The organism is Flavobacteriales bacterium, assembly GCA_019694795.1.
GTDB lineage: Bacteria > Bacteroidota > Bacteroidia > Flavobacteriales_D > UBA2798 > UBA2798.
In genome coordinates, this window is sequence record JAIBBF010000002.1 from 120,931 (window position 1) to 137,825 (window position 16,895).

The 16,895-nt window shown below is 40.1% G+C and carries 19 protein-coding genes; 12 read left to right on the plus strand and 7 right to left on the minus strand.

All coding sequences use genetic code 11. The features are described from left to right. The gene (locus K1X56_01925) at positions 1-906 is read left to right on the plus strand and encodes a glycosyltransferase (protein ID MBX7093449.1); all 906 of its coding nucleotides are present in this window, start codon (positions 1-3) and stop codon (positions 904-906) included. Continuing rightward, positions 903-1,784, plus strand: a complete 882-nt coding sequence (locus K1X56_01930) for a hypothetical protein (GenBank protein MBX7093450.1) — start codon at positions 903-905, stop codon at positions 1,782-1,784. The genes K1X56_01925 and K1X56_01930 overlap by 4 nt, the downstream gene beginning before the upstream one ends. Here the strand turns inward: K1X56_01930 and K1X56_01935 are convergent. Next, on the minus strand, positions 1,753-2,913 hold the full coding sequence (locus tag K1X56_01935; GenBank protein MBX7093451.1) for a glycosyltransferase family 4 protein: 1,161 nt from the start codon (positions 2,911-2,913) through the stop codon (positions 1,753-1,755). The two genes, K1X56_01930 and K1X56_01935, sit on opposite strands and share 32 nt — an antisense overlap. A gap of 59 nt (positions 2,914-2,972) precedes the next feature. Here K1X56_01935 and K1X56_01940 point away from each other — a divergent pair, with 59 nt between their 5' ends. The 7 genes from K1X56_01940 to K1X56_01970 are packed head-to-tail and all read left to right on the plus strand — an operon-like array spanning position 2,973 to position 9,685. Continuing rightward, complete coding sequence (locus K1X56_01940; GenBank protein MBX7093452.1) at positions 2,973-3,887, plus strand: glycosyltransferase family 2 protein; 915 nt, start codon at positions 2,973-2,975, stop codon at positions 3,885-3,887. Further along, positions 3,884-4,960 (plus strand): glycosyltransferase, encoded by a 1,077-nt coding sequence (locus K1X56_01945; GenBank protein ID MBX7093453.1) that lies wholly within the window; start codon positions 3,884-3,886, stop codon positions 4,958-4,960. The genes K1X56_01940 and K1X56_01945 overlap by 4 nt, the downstream gene beginning before the upstream one ends. Beyond that, entirely contained in the window at positions 4,957-6,186 is a 1,230-nt protein-coding gene (locus tag K1X56_01950) for a glycosyltransferase family 4 protein (GenBank protein MBX7093454.1), read from the plus strand. The genes K1X56_01945 and K1X56_01950 overlap by 4 nt, the downstream gene beginning before the upstream one ends. Further along, positions 6,183-7,451: an O-antigen ligase family protein gene (locus K1X56_01955; protein MBX7093455.1), complete on the plus strand. Its 1,269-nt coding sequence runs from the start codon at positions 6,183-6,185 to the stop codon at positions 7,449-7,451. Before K1X56_01950 ends, K1X56_01955 begins: the two co-directional genes overlap by 4 nt. A 1-nt stretch (position 7,452) precedes the next feature. Next, positions 7,453-8,676, plus strand: coding sequence for a DegT/DnrJ/EryC1/StrS aminotransferase family protein (locus tag K1X56_01960; protein ID MBX7093456.1), 1,224 nt, complete (start codon positions 7,453-7,455; stop codon positions 8,674-8,676). Beyond that, on the plus strand, positions 8,673-9,263 hold the full coding sequence (locus K1X56_01965) for a sugar transferase (GenBank protein MBX7093457.1): 591 nt from the start codon (positions 8,673-8,675) through the stop codon (positions 9,261-9,263). Before K1X56_01960 ends, K1X56_01965 begins: the two co-directional genes overlap by 4 nt. Then, positions 9,260-9,685 carry an acyl-CoA thioesterase gene (locus tag K1X56_01970; GenBank protein ID MBX7093458.1) on the plus strand — a complete coding sequence of 142 codons (426 nt, stop codon included), beginning with the start codon at positions 9,260-9,262 and terminating at the stop codon, positions 9,683-9,685. Before K1X56_01965 ends, K1X56_01970 begins: the two co-directional genes overlap by 4 nt. Here the strand turns inward: K1X56_01970 and K1X56_01975 are convergent. The 5 genes from K1X56_01975 to K1X56_01995 all read right to left on the minus strand — a co-directional run bounded on the left by K1X56_01975 (position 9,682) and on the right by K1X56_01995 (position 14,001). Further along, complete coding sequence (locus tag K1X56_01975; GenBank protein MBX7093459.1) at positions 9,682-10,275, minus strand: hypothetical protein; 594 nt, start codon at positions 10,273-10,275, stop codon at positions 9,682-9,684. The genes K1X56_01970 and K1X56_01975 overlap by 4 nt on opposite strands. A gap of 69 nt (positions 10,276-10,344) precedes the next feature. Next, a complete protein-coding gene (locus K1X56_01980; GenBank protein ID MBX7093460.1) occupies positions 10,345-10,920 on the minus strand; it encodes a hypothetical protein in 576 nt (191 codons plus the stop codon). A 39-nt stretch (positions 10,921-10,959) separates the two neighbouring features. Continuing rightward, complete coding sequence (locus K1X56_01985) at positions 10,960-11,619, minus strand: deoxynucleoside kinase (protein MBX7093461.1); 660 nt, start codon at positions 11,617-11,619, stop codon at positions 10,960-10,962. A gap of 85 nt (positions 11,620-11,704) precedes the next feature. Then, positions 11,705-12,541 (minus strand): hypothetical protein, encoded by an 837-nt coding sequence (locus K1X56_01990; protein MBX7093462.1) that lies wholly within the window; start codon positions 12,539-12,541, stop codon positions 11,705-11,707. Next, positions 12,490-14,001: a GH3 auxin-responsive promoter family protein gene (locus K1X56_01995; protein ID MBX7093463.1), complete on the minus strand. Its 1,512-nt coding sequence runs from the start codon at positions 13,999-14,001 to the stop codon at positions 12,490-12,492. Before K1X56_01995 ends, K1X56_01990 begins: the two co-directional genes overlap by 52 nt. Positions 14,002-14,103: 102 nt before the next feature. Between K1X56_01995 and K1X56_02000 the strand changes: the two genes are divergently transcribed. From K1X56_02000 to K1X56_02010, 3 genes are read left to right on the plus strand one after another with little or no spacing between them, the layout of a single operon-like run. Beyond that, positions 14,104-14,901: a DUF2797 domain-containing protein gene (locus K1X56_02000; GenBank protein ID MBX7093464.1), complete on the plus strand. Its 798-nt coding sequence runs from the start codon at positions 14,104-14,106 to the stop codon at positions 14,899-14,901. Beyond that, a complete protein-coding gene (locus K1X56_02005) occupies positions 14,898-15,632 on the plus strand; it encodes a hypothetical protein (protein ID MBX7093465.1) in 735 nt (244 codons plus the stop codon). The genes K1X56_02000 and K1X56_02005 overlap by 4 nt, the downstream gene beginning before the upstream one ends. 1 nt (position 15,633) lies before the next feature. Beyond that, a complete protein-coding gene (locus tag K1X56_02010; protein ID MBX7093466.1) occupies positions 15,634-16,680 on the plus strand; it encodes an FAD:protein FMN transferase in 1,047 nt (348 codons plus the stop codon). On the opposite strand, the gene K1X56_02015 is transcribed toward K1X56_02010, so the two are convergent. After that, positions 16,677-16,868, minus strand: coding sequence for a membrane or secreted protein (locus K1X56_02015; protein MBX7093467.1), 192 nt, complete (start codon positions 16,866-16,868; stop codon positions 16,677-16,679). The genes K1X56_02010 and K1X56_02015 overlap by 4 nt on opposite strands. Between the last annotated feature and the right edge of the window lie 27 nt (positions 16,869-16,895).

The window sequence follows — 16,895 nt, forward strand, 5'->3', positions numbered from 1 at the left end:
ATGGTTTCGGTAATCATTCCAACATATAATTACGGTTCATTTATTTCGGAGGCATTAACGGCAGTTCTGAATCAGACTTATGCGGATTGGGAATGCATTGTGGTGGATGATTGCTCAACGGATAATACAGCATCCATTGTACAATCGTTTATTCAACGTGATGGACGATTTCAGTATTTAAAAACAATTTCCAATGCAGGTGTATCGGCTGCGCGAAATTTAGGTATTCGAAAAGCGAAAGGGGAGTGGATTCAATTTTTAGATGCGGATGATTTAATTGCTCCGGATAAAATTGAAATTCAACTGCAATTTTTATTGGCAAATCCGAATGTGGATATCGTTTATTCCGATTTTTTCCATTTTACCGACCATGCCGATTTTTCGTCTAAAGGAGAATATACCGTTCATGAACGTGTGAACGGATCCGGTCATCTTGTGGTCCCTGTTTTATTGCGTGGAAATGTTTTCAGGATGAATACCTTATTGATCCGGAAAAATACAATGCTTGAATCAGGTTTATTCAGAGAGGAATTCCGGAGTGTGGAGGACTGGGAATTTTGGTTGAGGATCTTATCGCGCGGTGCGGAAATTCGTTTTTTACCTGATGTCCGCGCAATGAGTGCCGTACGGGTTAATCCGAATGGATTAAGTAAGGATCAATCGACCATGAAGAAATTTTATCTTCCGGTTTTGCAAACACTTCTTCAATCGCCTGCTGTTGCTCTTTCCTTAAAACCGGGAATTTGGATGCGTTTTTCGATTGTGTTCACCGATAAAATTTTTCGGAATGAAGAAAAGCTGATTTTGAACGAAAGAAAATCCTTGTTTATTTTTCTTTTGATTCTTCATTTAATCGTGTTGTTCCCTTTTTATATCATTTATAAATTAATGCGTTTACTGCAATGATTTACGATTGTTTTACCTTTTTTAATGAATTGGATTTACTCGAAATCCGCTTAAACGAATTGGATGCTTATGTAGATCGTTTTGTTTTAGTGGAGGCTACTTTAACGCATCAGGGAAAACCTAAACCTTTACATTTTGCGGAAAACAAAGCGCGCTTTGAAAAATTCCTTCCAAAACTAATTCATGTGGTGGTGGACCAGTATCCGGAACGTACAGATGATTCTGCCTGGGTATATGAAAAACATCAGCGTAATTCCATCGCCAATGGATTAAAAGATTGCAAGAGCGGAGACGTGATCATGGTTTCGGATGTCGATGAAATTCCTCGTCCCGAAAAAATCGCTGAAGCGGCAAAATTAAAGGGGACCCGCATTTTCCGTCAACGGATGTATTATTATTATCTCAATTGCATTAATGCAACTGAAGTCGGTGCGAAACAATACATGTGGAATGGAACCATCATGTTTAACTATGAAGATTTAAATCGTCCGATTCAGGATTACCGCGAAATCGGAATGAAAATGCTGGCTAAGTTTACGCCTCGTCCATTGCATCGGATTTACTACACCTTTTATTTATTCCGGCATGTAAACATGAAAGGATGGAAAATTCGTTTTATTCAGGATGCGGGTTGGCATTTTTCTTATTTGGGAGGAGTGGATAAAATTATCCATAAGCTGGAAGCATTTGCGCATTCGGAATACAACAAACCAGAGTATAAAGATCCTGAACGGATAAAGTCGGCCATTGCCAATGGGGAAGATATTTTCGGAAGAGGATTTCGTTATCGGTTTATTGACCTGGATGCCAGTTGGCCAACGTATATTGTGGCGAACAAAGAAAAATTCAGGAATTACCTTTCTCCAATGAAAGCCTGATCAATTGCTCCATCGCATCACCCCAGTGCGACCAATTGTGACTTTTTTCAAAAAGCATTCTGGATTTTTCCTGAATTTGACGATATTCGGAAGGATGATGATACCAGTATTCTAATTGATCTGCATATTCCTTTGCTGTGGCTGATTCCGGAAGGAGAATTCCATTTTCATTTTGAATGACTGCTCCTGAAATGCCCCCTGTATTTCGTGCAAGAGATGGTGTTCCGCAGGCAGCTGCTTCTACAAACACAATTCCGTAGCATTCTGCTTTGGATGGAAGAAAGAGCACATGCGATTCCAGTAAAAGCTGAATGATTTGTTGTTCTCCTGCTGCATCATTTTTGTTGATGAAAGGAATGATACGAATATGTTTCTCTTCTGAAAATGGAGGATTACATCCGACAATGGTTAAATGTACAGGGATGTTTTTTTTCTGGAGGAGACGAAAACTTTCCATTACCAAATCTCCGCCTTTGCGATGCCAATCCACTCCCAGAAATAATAATTTCAATACATCATTTTTCTTTTCTGCCAATGCCATTTCTCTGGTTGGACCATTCGAAAAATTTGGTCCAAATGGAATCAATTTCATTTTTTCCGCTTTTCCTCCATGATCTTTTATCGCTGATGAGCGTGCCCATTCAGAAGGAAAAACCGCAAAAGCCGATTTTTGAATGGCGAATGTTTCAGTTTCGAGCGATTGATTTTTCGAGTTGAGCGATAGATTGGAGTAGGCCGGATAATAGTCAACCATATTCGCCAGGGTTGTGTCGGAAAGCAGAATGACCGGGATTGAAGCCGGTAAATGCGCAATGATGGAAGATCCCGAAGGTGCGATGAGCAAATCGGGTTGATAGCGATTGATCTTTTCCATCACCTGTGCCGCATATTTTTTACTGAGCGATACGGAATGCGAATAATCATACCTCTTCTTTAAAATGCGGTGTGATAAGCGATTGCGGATTTTGCCCATTTTTAAAGCGTTTCCGCCATCGAGTGGACCAAAAACGATGATTTGTTCGTATCGTTTTTTTAACTCGTTCAGCATTGCAAAATGGATTCCGGACCAGGAACGTTTGTCGTTCGGGTCGGTTGTGGTGAGAAATCCGATTTTAATCTGCCGATTCATTGTCCAAAAGTAGGGATTTCTATCGGTATTGGTATATTTGCAGGAACTCATTTTCTAGAATGGAAACCAGCGCTACGGTTGATGTAGTTATTGTAAGTTATAATGTGAAATCCGTTTTAAAGGATTGTTTGCATTCCATAGCTGATTTACCTTCCGGATTTACCATTTATGTGGTCGACAATGCCTCTTCGGATGGAACAGCAGAAATGATTCAATCTGAATTTCCCCGTGTTGAATTTATTTCTTCCGGCGCAAACATTGGTTTTTCTCCTGCCAATAATCTGGCCATGCAAAAAGGGAAAGGAGAATATATTTTATTGCTGAATCCCGATACCATCGTAAAACAACCTGCCTTGATCGATTGGTTGAACTTACACATTGAAAAGCAAGCCGGATTATCGGCCTGTAAATTGCTAAATACAGATCAGTCGCTCCAAATCTCTGCATGGAAAACACCCGGCGTAATGGATTCATTATTGGAGTTGTTTTATCTGCACCGTTTATTTCACATTACGCAATATCCTGAAGAAATGTATCAGCGTGATGCTGAAGTGGAAAATGTTTCAGGTGCAGCGATGTTGTTTTCGAGAAAAGTATTTGATGAAGTAGGCGGATTGGATCCGAATTTGTTTTGGATGGAGGATACCGATTTTTGTTACCGGGTTAGATCATCCGGAAAAAAAGTAATTTATTTTCATGAACCCGAGATTGTGCATATTGGTGGACAATCCTCCAAATCGAATTATAATCGGGTAATCAGTAATCAACTGATCAGTCGTTTAAAGTTTACGCGAAAACATCGAAGCATGGTTTCATTTGTGGTGTTGACCCTGATTATCTATTTGCATTGCATCAGCCGGATAATCGGTTTCGGATTGATTTATCCTTTAAAACGAAATGCCAAAGCAAAAGCTTATATTTATTCATTCGGGCGGTTGAACCGTTATATTTGGAAAAAGGACATGAGCATATGAAGATTCTTTTACTTGGAGATATTAATTCGGCACATGTTCAGCGCTGGGCCATCGGACTTTCTTCTAAAGGAATGAAGATTGGGTTGTGGTCCCTCGCCAAAGCGAAAGAAGATTGGTACACCAAACATCAAATTGAAGTATTCGGACAAGAACGTGCAGGAGGCGGAAAGTTTGCGTATTTCTTTGCGCACAAAGACGCGGAGAAAGCATTAAAAGAATTTCAACCGCAGATCCTACATTCCCATTATGCCAGTTCCTATGGAATGATTGGAAGAAAATTAAATTTTCATCCATTTTGTATTTCCGTATGGGGAAGTGATATCACCCATTTCCCACATGGAGCGTTTCGCCGTTCCATTATGCGGAAAAATCTTGCTGCAGCGGATGCCGTTTTTGCCACCAGTAAATTTTTATCGCAGATACTCGAAGTTATCTGGAATAAAAAAAATACGATAATTCCATTCGGAATAGATACAGATCGTTTTCATCCGGGAAAAGTCCGCAATCACTTTACCCAAAAAGAAGTGGTAATAGGAACCGTAAAAGCATTAGAAACCATTTACGGAATTGACGCTACCATTGCCGCATTTGGAATGATGAAACGTCGCCGGCCGGATATTCCTGCCCGTTTATTGATTGCCGGTGATGGATCGATGCGACGAGCGTTAATGCGACAGGTTCAGTCGGACGGTATTGAAAATTTTGTGAAATTCATTGGTAAAGTTCCACATCAGAATGTACCGGATGTTCATCGCGAAATTGATGTGTTCGTGAATTTGAGTCACTACGAAAGTTTCGGAGTTTCCGTTCTCGAGGCATCTTCCTGCGAAAAGCCGGTTATCGTTTCTAATGTGGGAGGACTCAAAGAAGTGGTAACGGATAACTACACCGGTTATCTGGTGGAACCAATGATGATTAAAAAAGTATCTGAACTCATGGAGAAGCTGGCGGAAAATGAGTCGTTACGAAATCAATTGGGTGTTCGCGGAAGAGAGTATGTGGAGTCGACCTACAACTGGGAAAAGAACCTTAATGAAATGATTGCCGAATATCAAAAATTGATTTCGAGATGAAGATTTTGATTTTAACGCAATATTTTCCGCCCGAAGTTGGAGCACCGCAAAACCGCTTGTACGAATTAGCTATTCGTTTAAAAGAAAAAGGTGATGAGGTAACCATTTTAACGGCAATGCCGAATTATCCGAAGATGGAAATTCATGAAGGGTACAAAGGAAAATGGCGGGTGAAAGAAGAAATCAAAGGTTTAACTGTTCACCGCAGCTGGATTTATGTTTCGAATAAAAAGAGTATTGTCCGCCGACTTTTAAATTACTATTCATTTGTTTTTTCTGCATTCTGGGTGGGTTTATTCAGGATTCGCAAACAGGATATTTTATTGGTGGAGAGTCCGCCTTTATTCCTTGGAAAAACAGCCTGGTTATTGTCCCTCTTTAAACGATCGAAAATGATTTTTAACGTCAGCGATCTGTGGCCGGAGAGTGCGGAGAAACTTGGACTCGTAAATAATAAATTATTGTTGTGGGGAAGTTATAAACTGGAGGCCTTTTTATATCGCCGTTCATGGCTGGTGAGTGGACAAACTCAGGGTATCGTAAAAGATATTCAGAAGCGTTTTCCAAAAAAGGATGTGGTGTGGTTGCCCAATGGCGTCAATGTCCGTTTGTTTGTACCACAGGAAAACGAAGCGAAAAGCTGGAGAACAGAAATCGGATTAAAAGCAGATGATTTTGTTTTGTTGTATGCGGGGATTATTGGTTATGCGCAGGGATTGGATATTCTTTTGAAAGCTGCAGAGCGATTAAAGACACATCAGCAGGTGAAATTCGTTCTATTGGGTTCTGGTCCCGAAAAAGAGCGATTACTCGCGCTAAAACAGGAAATGCATTTGGACAATGTTCTGTTTCTGGATCCTGTTCCGAAAGCGAAAATGCCTGCCGTGGTAAGTGCAGCGGATGCAGCGGTTATTCCATTGCGAAAACTTGATTTATTTCTGGGAGCAATTCCTTCTAAATTATTTGAAAATCTCGCCATGAAAAAACCAATTCTGTTGGGTGTAGATGGTGAGGCCAGAGAATTATTTATCGAAAAGGGAAAAGGCGGATTGTATTTTGAACCGGATAATGACGAAGACCTTGCGGCTAAAGTGGAACTCCTGATTTCAAATCCGCATTTGGTAAAAGAACTGGGAGAAAACGGACATCGTTATGTTTCGGAGTATTTCGATTTGGATAAGATTGCTGAAGGTTTTAGAACGAAGCTGATTGAAAAAATGAAATGAAAAAAGTGAATGAAATAGAAAAAGGTTTTGGAAGTCCTGCATTCTGGGGATTCTCCATTCTCCTTTTGCTTATTCCCATTCAACCTTCCCTTGTTCCTGCAGCGGTATTGTTATTTATATTATTATCCTTTTTCGAAATCCGTCAATTTCGGTTTGACTCAAGTTTTTTAAAACGTAGTTTCCTGCTTCCCGGATTGTTTTTGTTTTATGTGCTGGGATTGATCTGGACCGAACACATGGATTTAGGTTCTGCATCCATTGAACGAAAACTGGCCTTTTTCTTTTTGCCTGTCCTGTTTACTTTTCTTCCTGCGTTTAGCAAGGCCCAACAACGAACTTTCCCCCTCATTTTTTCATTGGGAATTTTCATCAATCTTATTTTATCTTTTTCCCAAGCCATTCCTTGTTATTCCGAAACCGGTGCGCGCGATTGTTTTTATTCATCCGCATTTTCTTACGAATTACATCCCAGCTATAATGCCATGTATGTATTAATGGCCATGGCCTGGTTGTGTTTCGAGTATTTGTTTTCGGGTCCTCCACTCAAATCTTCTGCATTCCTGTTATTTCTCTTTGCGCAATTAACAGGAATTGTCTTTATCGTGTTATTGGCGAGTAAAGCGGGATTACTGGGATTGGTTTTTCTGTTTTTGTTTTTAGGTCTGAGTTATGTATTCAAGACCGGAAAATGGAAACTCCTTATTGGGGGAGTATTGTTTTTGATCTTGTCCTTTTTCGTTTTAAATTTTATTTCTCCCTTGCCATTGGAGCGCTTTAAAGCGGCCATGAATAACCGGGAATTAAGCGAAGAAGAATTATTTGCACAATCTGCAGCCAGTACCGAAAGTAATGCAGTACGAAGAATGATCTGGATCGTTTCGGATGAAATTATTGCGGAACATCCATTCGGCGTTGGCACAGGTGATGTGTATCCTTCATTGGAAGAAAAATACAAAGAAAGAGGAATGACCGGTGCGCTGGATCGTTCGTTGAATGCGCACTCGCAGTTTAAGCAGAGTACCATTGCTTTGGGGTGGACCGGTTTATTGGTTTTACTTTTGGTTTTTATTTATCCTTTGTTTTTTGCGCTGAAGCGAAGAGTAGGATTAGTGGTGTTTTTTCTGTTGTTGGTGAGTTTGAATTTACTTGTTGAATCGATGTTTGAAGTGCAGGGTGGGGTTGTGTTTTTTGCTGTGTTATATAGTTTTCTGCTCAAACATAAATTGAGCGAAGAAGAAATGAATAGTGATAAAAATTTAGAATGATATGAGTTTACTTCCATTTTCTCCTCCGCGGATGGACGAAAAAATCACCGAGGCGGTGACTGAAGTTTTATTATCGGGATGGATCACTACCGGACCGAAAACAAAATTATTCGAGAAAAAACTCACGGAATATACCGGGAGTAAATCCACATTGTGTTTGAATTCCGCAACGGCTGGATTGGAAATTATGCTTCGCTGGTTTGGTGTTGGAGAGGGCGATGAAGTGATTGTTCCTGCCTATACCTATTCGGCCACTGCCAATGTATGCATGCATGTAGGTGCGCGACCTGTATTGGTGGATACCAATCCGGATGATTTTAATATTTCCATCAATGCCATTCGTGCAGCCATTACAGATCGTACCAAAGTGATTATGCCGGTCGATTTTGCAGGGATGCCTTGCGATATGGATGCCATTATGCAATTGGTGAACAGCAAAGAAATGGTATTGAAATTTCGTCCCGCCAACGATATTCAGCAGCGGTTGGGACGCATCATGGTCTTGAGTGACGCTGCTCATTCCATTGGCGCAGTTTACAAAGGGAAACGGACCGGTTCACTCTGTGATGTAGCTGTATTTTCATTTCACGCCGTGAAAAATCTTACCACGGCAGAAGGTGGTGCGGTAGCTTTAAATTTTCCTGAGCCATTCGATAACGAAGCGATTTACAAATACCTCTGCATAAAAACATTGCATGGTCAGAATAAAGACGCATTAGCAAAAACGCAAAAAGGCGGATGGCGCTATGATATTATTGAGCCCGGATACAAATGCAATATGATGGATATTCAGGCCGCTATCGGATTGGTGGAGTTGGAGCGTTATGATAATGATAATTTAGTTCGGCGCAAGCAAATTGTACAGATGTACAATGATACATTTGCCAATGAAAAATGGGCTCAGATTCCCATGCATCACGATGAAAACCGCGAGTCGAGTTACCATTTATATCCATTGCGATTAAAAGGTGTAAGCGAAGAACAAAGAGATAAAATTATCGATGAGATTTTTAATCATGATATTAGTGTGAATGTCCATTTTATTCCACTGCCCTTACTGAGTTTTTACAAGAATTACGGTTTTAAAATGGAAGATTATCCCGTAGCCTACGATAATTATTCCCGCGAAATTACGTTGCCTCTCTATTATCAGTTGAGCGATGAAAATGTACAACGCGTAATTAGCGCAGTGAAAGAATCCGTTAATCGCATATTGAATTCGTGAAGCGTATTTTCGATATTGTTTCATCACTGGTGGTGCTTTTAGTGCTCTCACCGTTTTTTATTTTGCTGGCGATTGCAATTGTGGTCGACAGTCGTGGTGGTGTTTTCTATCGCCAGATTCGTGTTGGAAGAAACGGTAGGGAATTTGGTTTGTATAAATTTCGTTCCATGGTTAGCCATGCCGATAAAAAAGGAGAACTAACAGTTGGAAAAAAAGATAGCCGCATCACCCGGGTTGGTGCATTTATCCGTAAGTACAAACTCGATGAATTCCCGCAGTTGATTAATATTATTAAGGGCGATATGAGTATTGTAGGACCACGCCCCGAAGTTCCGCGTTACGTCAATCTTTATTCGCAGGAACAAAAAAAAGTATTAAGTGTTCGTCCCGGTTTAACCGATTTCGCTTCGCTGGAATACATCAATGAAAATGAACTGTTAGGTAAATCCGCCGATCCGGAAAGGACCTATATTGATGAAATTATGCCGGCCAAGTTAGAATTGAATCTCAAGTATATTCGGGAGCAGGGGATGTTGACCGACCTAAAAATTATTTTCCGAACCCTATTTAAAATTTTTCGCAAATGATCCATTATCCCGTAAAACTGGAACTACGTATCGACTGGAGTGAAATGGATTTATTTGGTCACGTCAACAACGTTTCATATTTTAAATATGTGCAGGCTTCGAGAGTGAATTATTGGGAGAAAACAGGTGTTATTGATGAGCACATGAACGAAGGTATTGGTCCAATGCTCGTATCCTGCAAATGCGATTTTAAAGCACCGCTTCATTATCCCGGTTCATTTATCATAGAAGCGGGTGTGGCGCAGGTAGGGAATACTTCCTTCACCATTCGTCACCGAATAATCGATTCCACGGGAAAACTTTGCGCTGAGGCAGAAGATGTCATTGTTATGTTTAATTATAAAAACAATGAGAAAGTCAGAGTGCCGGATGATCTTCGTTCAAGCATTGATCGCATTCAACAATCGCTTTCCGGTAATTAATATTCATCGATGTATTTTTTTCTGGAATAAAAGGATTGTCTGGGACTTAACCTTGCTACTGGAATAATTAGGTTTAAGTCAAATGCAGTATGATGTAAATCGGGTATTTTATTTTTTTCCCAATTGAAAAACCGATGAGTAATGGAAAGATTTATTAAAGATGCCCCGGTGCCAATTCGGAGGCCCAAATATCCGGTGCTGTTTTCCAAATAATACAAGCGACCATAAGTTAGCCCCATTCCCCATAGATTGTATAAAATAAGGCTTAAATCCCAACCCCTTATATTGGTAGTTTTATCAGTCTTATAATTGGCGATGATTCCAAAAAATTTTGAATACTCAAACATTTCCATAACAGAATAAGCAATCCCAATGCTGTAAACCGGGTATTTGAAACTTTCCACCGAACCGGAAATACCTATGAAGGAGGGGACATGTCCGTCTACATAGGGCCATTTATAACTAAAGTTTTCGGTGTGTAAGATATAACGATCGCCGTTCTCATCCTTTAATGTATCACTCTGCGAATACAGGGTAGAATGAATGACCATGAAGAATAAAATAAAAACGACCTTCGGGTGGAATCCCATTTTATTCAAATTTAATTTAAGATAATTGATTCTTGATAAATGTATGGCTTCAAGAATGATATTATAATACTATTCGTTTTTCGAAATTCTTATCCCCGGAATTAAAAAATTCACCATTAAAACGGTATGATGAAGTTCCGGTATTTTATTTTTTTCCCAGTTGAAAAATCTATGCATAATAGCCACATTAAAAAATGTTGTTCCGACTGAGAATATGATTCCAAAATAATTTGTTTGATTTCCCTCGTGTTTTAAAGAACCATAAGTTGTCCCAATTCCTATTCGCGACCTCGCAATTAAATTAATGTCCCACCCACTCACCTGATTGTTTTGGTTAAATTTATATCTTCCTTCAATTCCGCAAAAGGCTGCCCTTGGTTCGTTAAATGATGTATAAATAGGGAATGAAAATAGATTATAGCTTAATCCCACACTATACAGTGGTGATCTGAAACTTTCAAAAGAACCGTTAATACCAATGTATGCAGGAATAATTCCTAAATAGGGCCATTTGTATTTTTCTTCGGGCAAATACTCCGGTTTTTGTTGCAAATGGTAATTGGTAGTCAACCTCTGTGAGCAATGACCCGACAAAGGATAAATCAAGCCAATTAAAATAAAAACGACCGTAGATTTTAATCTCATACGGTCGTAAAACAAGTAATGGGGTATAAAAGTTACAGCTTATTTGCTTTTTGCTTTTTTCTTTTCTTTTTCAGGAATCTCGGTAAATAATCCACTTCCCATTTCAGCATCAATGCTGCGGATGATTAATCCAAGATCTTCTTTGGAGGAATGGAATTTATTATTGTCGACATCAATCACCAACAATTTTCCTTTATCGTATTGCGAAATCCAGGCTTCGTAACGTTCGTTCAAACGCTTGAGGTAGTCCAGACGAATGCTTTCTTCATATTCGCGTCCGCGTGCCTGAATGTGATTCACCAGCGTGGGTACACTGGAGCGTAAATAAATAAGTAAATCAGGAGCAGCAACAAACGATTCCATATGCGAGAACAGCGAAAAATAATTTTCGAAATCGCGCGAGGTCATAAGGCCCATGGAATGAAGATTGGGTGCAAAGATGTAGGCATCCTCATAAATGGTACGGTCCTGAATAATGTTTTTCTGATTACGATGAATGTCGAGGATTTGCTGGAATCGGTTATTCAAAAAGTAAATCTGAAGATTGAAGGACCAGCGTTGCATATCCTCGTAAAAATCGTTGATGTAGGGATTGGTGGATACGTCCTCATAATGCGCTTCCCATTTATAATGGTTGGCCAATAAAGTAGTGAGGGTGGTCTTTCCGGAACCGATGTTACCAGCAATGGCGATATGCATAGGTTAAAAATTTTATTATTGACCGAAAATAAGAAATAATCCCTCAATACAATCAGGAAAAATAAATTTAAAAGGATGGATTTTTTTAATGAAAATAGATCCCCAATCCATCCTCACCCAGCAGGTAGAGTTGCTTGCCCTCTATTCGGAAAGTCTTGATTTTCTTAATAGGTAGAAGGATTTCGCGCTGTTCGAATGAGAGCATATCATAGCGCATCAGCTGATCGCCGGAGAGGTAAAAAATAAAATTATCAACAACCTGAAAATAGTCGAGACCTTTTACAGGTATGGTTTTGAAGTAGGTTCCGAACTGATCAAAAACCAAAATTCCGCTTTCGGGATTGTTCAGATAAAGCATGTTATTGTACTCCGTCATGAAGTTCGGATCGAGGTCCTGTCCTGTCACCTGGGTGATGTTTCCCGAATTACGAATGAGTTTGAAATTATGATCGAATCGTTTTAAACTGAATTCGTCGGTATCGTAAAACCAAAGGCTGTTGTTGTTCGGACTCTGACAGACGAGTCGCGCAAATTGCAATCCGAGTTTTTCAAGTTTTACCGGTTCACCCTGAATGCTGAGTGTATTATCTAAAATGGCAATCTGATTAAGGTCGCGGTAAAACAATAATAAGCGCAATCCGTTCGAGGCATCCATGGAACTGATCCATCCCAGCCATTTATAACTTTGGGTGGATAAAGAATCGCCTTTTGCATTGAATTTGGTAATCTGATCTTTGTTCAATACATAACAATTCCCCAGGTTGTCGGTGGTCATGCCCGTATTGTGAATGTGGACTTCCCGTATTAATTGCACCGTAGTAGCACTGTCGGGTGAACTCAGAAAAAGGGATGCTATGAAAAAAATATTCATCATTGCTTCATGATACTTAAAACTTCTTCCATCACTTTTCGGTCGTTGCACAAACGGGGGATTTTATGTTGACCTCCCAATTTGTTTTTCGATTTTAACCATGCATAAAATGTGCCATTCGCCGCCGCGTGGAGGAGGGGTGGACGAAGATTCAGGTTTTTTGAACGTTTGGCTTCGTAATCGGAATTGAGGGATTTTAGCGCATTATCCAAAACTTCCGCGAAGAAGGATAAATTCTCAGGCGCTTTTTCAAATTCAACCACCCATTCATGTCCCCCCGCTTCATTTCCCTGCATATAAATCGGAGCGGCAGTAAAATCCTTCACCATGCAATGGGTGCGCTCTGAGGCAATCGCAATGGCTTTTTCGGCATTTTCAACGATCAACTCTTCACCAAAGGCATTGATGAATTGTTTGGTTCTTCCTGTTATTACAAAGCGATAGGGATAAGTAGAAGTGAATTTAAGTGTATCGCCAATGACATATCGCCATAAACCTGCATTGGTGGAAATAACCAGTGCATAATTTTTTCCGATTTCTACATCTTTCAGGTGAATGACATTCGGATGCTCTTTACCGAAATCTTCCATTGGAATAAACTCATAAAAAACACCATAATCCAGCATCAGTAACATCTCTTCCTTATCCGTTGTGTCTTGTATGCCAAAAAATCCTTCAGAGGCATTGTAGGTCTCCACATAATTCATTTCATCCTTTCGGATGATGGCTTTGAATTGTTCTTTGTAGGGTGCAAAACTTACACCGCCATGCATGAATAGTTCCAGTCGAGGCCATACATCGGCAATGTTATCCTTGCCTTTTATCTCCAGAATACGTCGCATTAAAACAAGGGTCCAGGAAGGAACACCTGCAATAATATATACATCTTCGTCCATGGTAGAACGAGCCATTTTTTCAATTTTATCTTCCCAGTTTTCCATCAGCGCAATTTCGCGGCTCGGCGTTCTGCGGAACTCTACCCAAAAGGGAAGATTTTTTAAAATGATGGCCGATAAATCGCCGAAATAGGAATCTTCATTGAGATAATTTACCTGCGCACTTCCCCCTACAATGAGCGTTTTTCCCTTGTACAATTTCCGGTTAGGGTGATTGTGAACGTAAATCGACAGAAGATCTTTGCCGCCTTTATAGTGACAATCCTCCAATGCTTCTTTACTCACGGGAATAAACTTGCTTTTTTCTGAAGTGGTACCCGAAGATTTGGCAAACCACTTTATTTCCGTTGGCCACAATAAATTTTGTTCGCCATTTACCAGGCGGTCAACATAAGGTTTAAGGTCCTCATAATTTTGTAAAGGAACCTCTTGCTTAAATCTTTCATAGGAATTTATCGATGCAAAATGATGCATTTTCCCAAATTCGGTGTCCTTGGCCGTATGAATTAATTTTTCGAACCACTCCTGCTGTACCTCAATAGGGTATTTAAGAAACAAATCGATTTGATGCATTCGTTTCTTGATGAGCCAGGAAAAAATGGAGTTGAACGGCATGTCGGAAAAATAAGAAAAAGTACAATGGTAACCTCTTTTCTAAGCGGAATAAAATGAAAAATTAAGGTTTGGAGTCGGCTTTTGTATTAAATTGCGGCACTCATGGAAATTACAGGAACCTTAGATAAAATGCGTACGGAGTTAAAGGACCGTGTGCATTATTTTTTGCAATTGGGTAAGGATGAAATTCCGATGAACGAATTCATTGGGAAATCCATTCAACTGCAAGCTACCGGATCGATCTTTTGTACGGTATGCGGACGAAAAACGAATAAGTCATTCGGACAAGGATTTTGTTATCCCTGTTTTATGAATTCGCCCGAAAATTCAGAATGCATTGTTAAACCGGAATTATGTAAAGGTCACCTCGGTGAAGGGCGTGACCCCGAATGGGAGAAAAAGAATCATGTGCAACCGCATTATGTTTATCTAGCTTTGAGTTCCGACGTAAAAGTGGGAGTAACCCGCAATACACAAATCCCAACGCGGTGGATCGACCAGGGAGCTTCTGCTGCAATTATTCTTGCTGAAGTTCCTTACCGCCAACTTGCCGGAGAAATAGAGGTATTTTTAAAAAATTATCTGCCTGATAAAACCAATTGGCAGCGCATGTTGAAAAATGAAATTGCGCAGGGAATTGATTTAAGCGAGCGAAAATCGGCAGCTGCAGCATTAATGCCCGAGCATCTTCGTCCCTATATTTTCCCCGACAATTCCATTACCGAAATTCATTTTCCAGTTATCGAATTTCCGCAAAAAGTAAAAAGCGTTTCATTGGAGAAAGCGGGAACTATTGGAGGGACGTTAAAAGGAATTAAAGGACAATACCTCTTGTTTGAAAATGGAATAGTCACCAATATCCGGAACCAATCGGGATATGAAATCAATCTAAGCGCATGAAAAAATCTGTTCTAAATTTCACCGTTTTTTTCGCTGTCGTTTTTACAGCATGCAGCACCGAAGAAAGCAAAGAACAACAAAAGGAAAACACCGATTCGTTAACGGTGCAACAGGATAGCACCATGGCTGAAGTGGAGCGCTATTTCACCTGGGAAAAAATTTCGGAGGCTGATTATAAAAAAGTCGACGCGCCATACGATACACCACCTTCGGATGTGGAGAACGAAGAGGATTTTTACAAATCGCATTTTAACGGAAGAGTTTCGCGAAAGGATAGTCTGACCTTACAAATTCACACGGAAAAAGGTGATTTTTATTTAAAGGATCAACGCGATGATATGCTCGATGAATATTTGGTGCATGTGTTTTTCGGAATACAAGGCGATCTGGCCTTGGTGAAAAAGTATTATTACGAAGGAATGGGATTTGAATTTTATGATTTGAACACGGGCGATCACCACGATTGTTATGGATATCCCGTTTTATCTCCCGATGCAAAACTTTTAATGGCATCCGGTGCCGATTTAACCGCGATGTACAGTTTTAACGGATTGGTCCTGTTTAAACGCGAAAAAGAAAAATGGGTGAAAGCCTGGGAATTGGAATTATCGCACTGGGAACCTTACGGATTACGTTGGGAGAATTCGAATACCATTGTTTTAAAAAGAAGCTGGCCATCCCATTTGGAAAATAGGCCTGAGCCCGATTATTTGCGTTTGAAATTGAAATAAAATGAAAAATTATTTTGCACTACTTTTTGCATTTTTCCTGCTGTATGGATGTGGCGGATCAAACGAAAAAAAGCAGGAATTAATTCCCTATGAATTACACGGCGAAGCGCAAGGCACCACCTTTACCGTAAAATACCTGAGTAAAGATTCACTCGATTTATCACGCGAGGTGATGGATATTCTGGTGAACATTGATCAGGAATTATCATTATGGGTCGATTCATCTGAGCTCTGTAAATTTAACCGTCAATCCCTTTCCACCCGATATATCGATTCCTCTTCCATTTATTTCCCATCGGTGTTTAAATTATCGAAAGAAGTTTTTCAACGCACAAACGGCGCTTTTAATCCTGCTGTAATGCCATTGGTAAAATATTGGGGATTTGCACGTAAATCGGAACACCCGGAGCAAATTGATTCGCTAAAAATCGATTCACTGATGCAGCATATTTCGTTTAACATGGTGCAACTGGTTGGAGCGGGATTTGTATATGCCGTTGCCGATTTTGATTTGCAATTGGATTTTAATGCGGTGGCTCAGGGATACAGTGTGGATGTGATTGCAGAATTGTTAACCAAAAACAACATCGAACATTACATGGTGGAAATCGGCGGGGAAGTGGTAGCGAAAGGAAAAAATGCACAAGGAGAGTGGTGGACCATTGGCATTGATAAGCCGAAGGACAACAATACCGATCGCGAATTGCAAGCTGTGGTTCATTTGGAAAACCGTGCCCTGGCCACTTCCGGAAATTACAGGAAGTTTTATGAAAAAGACGGAATAAAATATTCGCACACCATCGATCCTTCTACCGGATATCCGGTGCAACATACCTTGTTAAGCGCTTCAGTTTTTGCATCCGATTGCGGCACGGCAGATGCTTATGCCACGGCATTTATGGTAATGGGCGTTGAAAAAACGAAAGAATTTTTAAAGAAAAATCCGGATTTAAAACTGGATGTATATCTCATCTTCTCCGATGAAAAAGGCGAATTTAAAACCTGGATTTCGGAAGGAATAAAAGAGAAAATCGACGAAGAAAATTAATCTTCACGCTGACATTGCTCTTCGGGTTTTGCTCCGCAAATGGAACAACTAACACCCTCTTCGCGCAATACCGGATTATTACTGGCACAGGTACCGGCAAACTTTCCGTCTTTTTTCAAAAGCAATTTCACAGCGATTCCTGCAAATGCAAAAACCATCAATCCAATCGTTATTAATACCAGTTTCATAAGAAAGCTTTTTGCAAATATACATTT

Bases quoted from the DNA above. Each gene is read 5' to 3' on its own strand.
- K1X56_01925 (MBX7093449.1), top strand. From the start codon at position 1: ATGGTTTCGGTAATCATTCCAACATATAATTACGGTTCATTTATTTCG.
- K1X56_01930 (MBX7093450.1), top strand. From the start codon at position 903: ATGATTTACGATTGTTTTACCTTTTTTAATGAATTGGATTTACTCGAA.
- K1X56_01935 (MBX7093451.1), bottom strand. From the start codon at position 2,913: ATGAATCGGCAGATTAAAATCGGATTTCTCACCACAACCGACCCGAAC.
- K1X56_01940 (MBX7093452.1), top strand. From the start codon at position 2,973: ATGGAAACCAGCGCTACGGTTGATGTAGTTATTGTAAGTTATAATGTG.
- K1X56_01945 (MBX7093453.1), top strand. From the start codon at position 3,884: ATGAAGATTCTTTTACTTGGAGATATTAATTCGGCACATGTTCAGCGC.
- K1X56_01950 (MBX7093454.1), top strand. From the start codon at position 4,957: ATGAAGATTTTGATTTTAACGCAATATTTTCCGCCCGAAGTTGGAGCA.
- K1X56_01955 (MBX7093455.1), top strand. From the start codon at position 6,183: ATGAAAAAAGTGAATGAAATAGAAAAAGGTTTTGGAAGTCCTGCATTC.
- K1X56_01960 (MBX7093456.1), top strand. From the start codon at position 7,453: ATGAGTTTACTTCCATTTTCTCCTCCGCGGATGGACGAAAAAATCACC.
- K1X56_01970 (MBX7093458.1), top strand. From the start codon at position 9,260: ATGATCCATTATCCCGTAAAACTGGAACTACGTATCGACTGGAGTGAA.
- K1X56_01975 (MBX7093459.1), bottom strand. From the start codon at position 10,275: ATGGGATTCCACCCGAAGGTCGTTTTTATTTTATTCTTCATGGTCATT.
- K1X56_01980 (MBX7093460.1), bottom strand. From the start codon at position 10,920: ATGAGATTAAAATCTACGGTCGTTTTTATTTTAATTGGCTTGATTTAT.
- K1X56_01985 (MBX7093461.1), bottom strand. From the start codon at position 11,619: ATGCATATCGCCATTGCTGGTAACATCGGTTCCGGAAAGACCACCCTC.
- K1X56_01995 (MBX7093463.1), bottom strand. From the start codon at position 14,001: ATGCCGTTCAACTCCATTTTTTCCTGGCTCATCAAGAAACGAATGCAT.
- K1X56_02000 (MBX7093464.1), top strand. From the start codon at position 14,104: ATGGAAATTACAGGAACCTTAGATAAAATGCGTACGGAGTTAAAGGAC.
- K1X56_02005 (MBX7093465.1), top strand. From the start codon at position 14,898: ATGAAAAAATCTGTTCTAAATTTCACCGTTTTTTTCGCTGTCGTTTTT.
- K1X56_02010 (MBX7093466.1), top strand. From the start codon at position 15,634: ATGAAAAATTATTTTGCACTACTTTTTGCATTTTTCCTGCTGTATGGA.
- K1X56_02015 (MBX7093467.1), bottom strand. From the start codon at position 16,868: ATGAAACTGGTATTAATAACGATTGGATTGATGGTTTTTGCATTTGCA.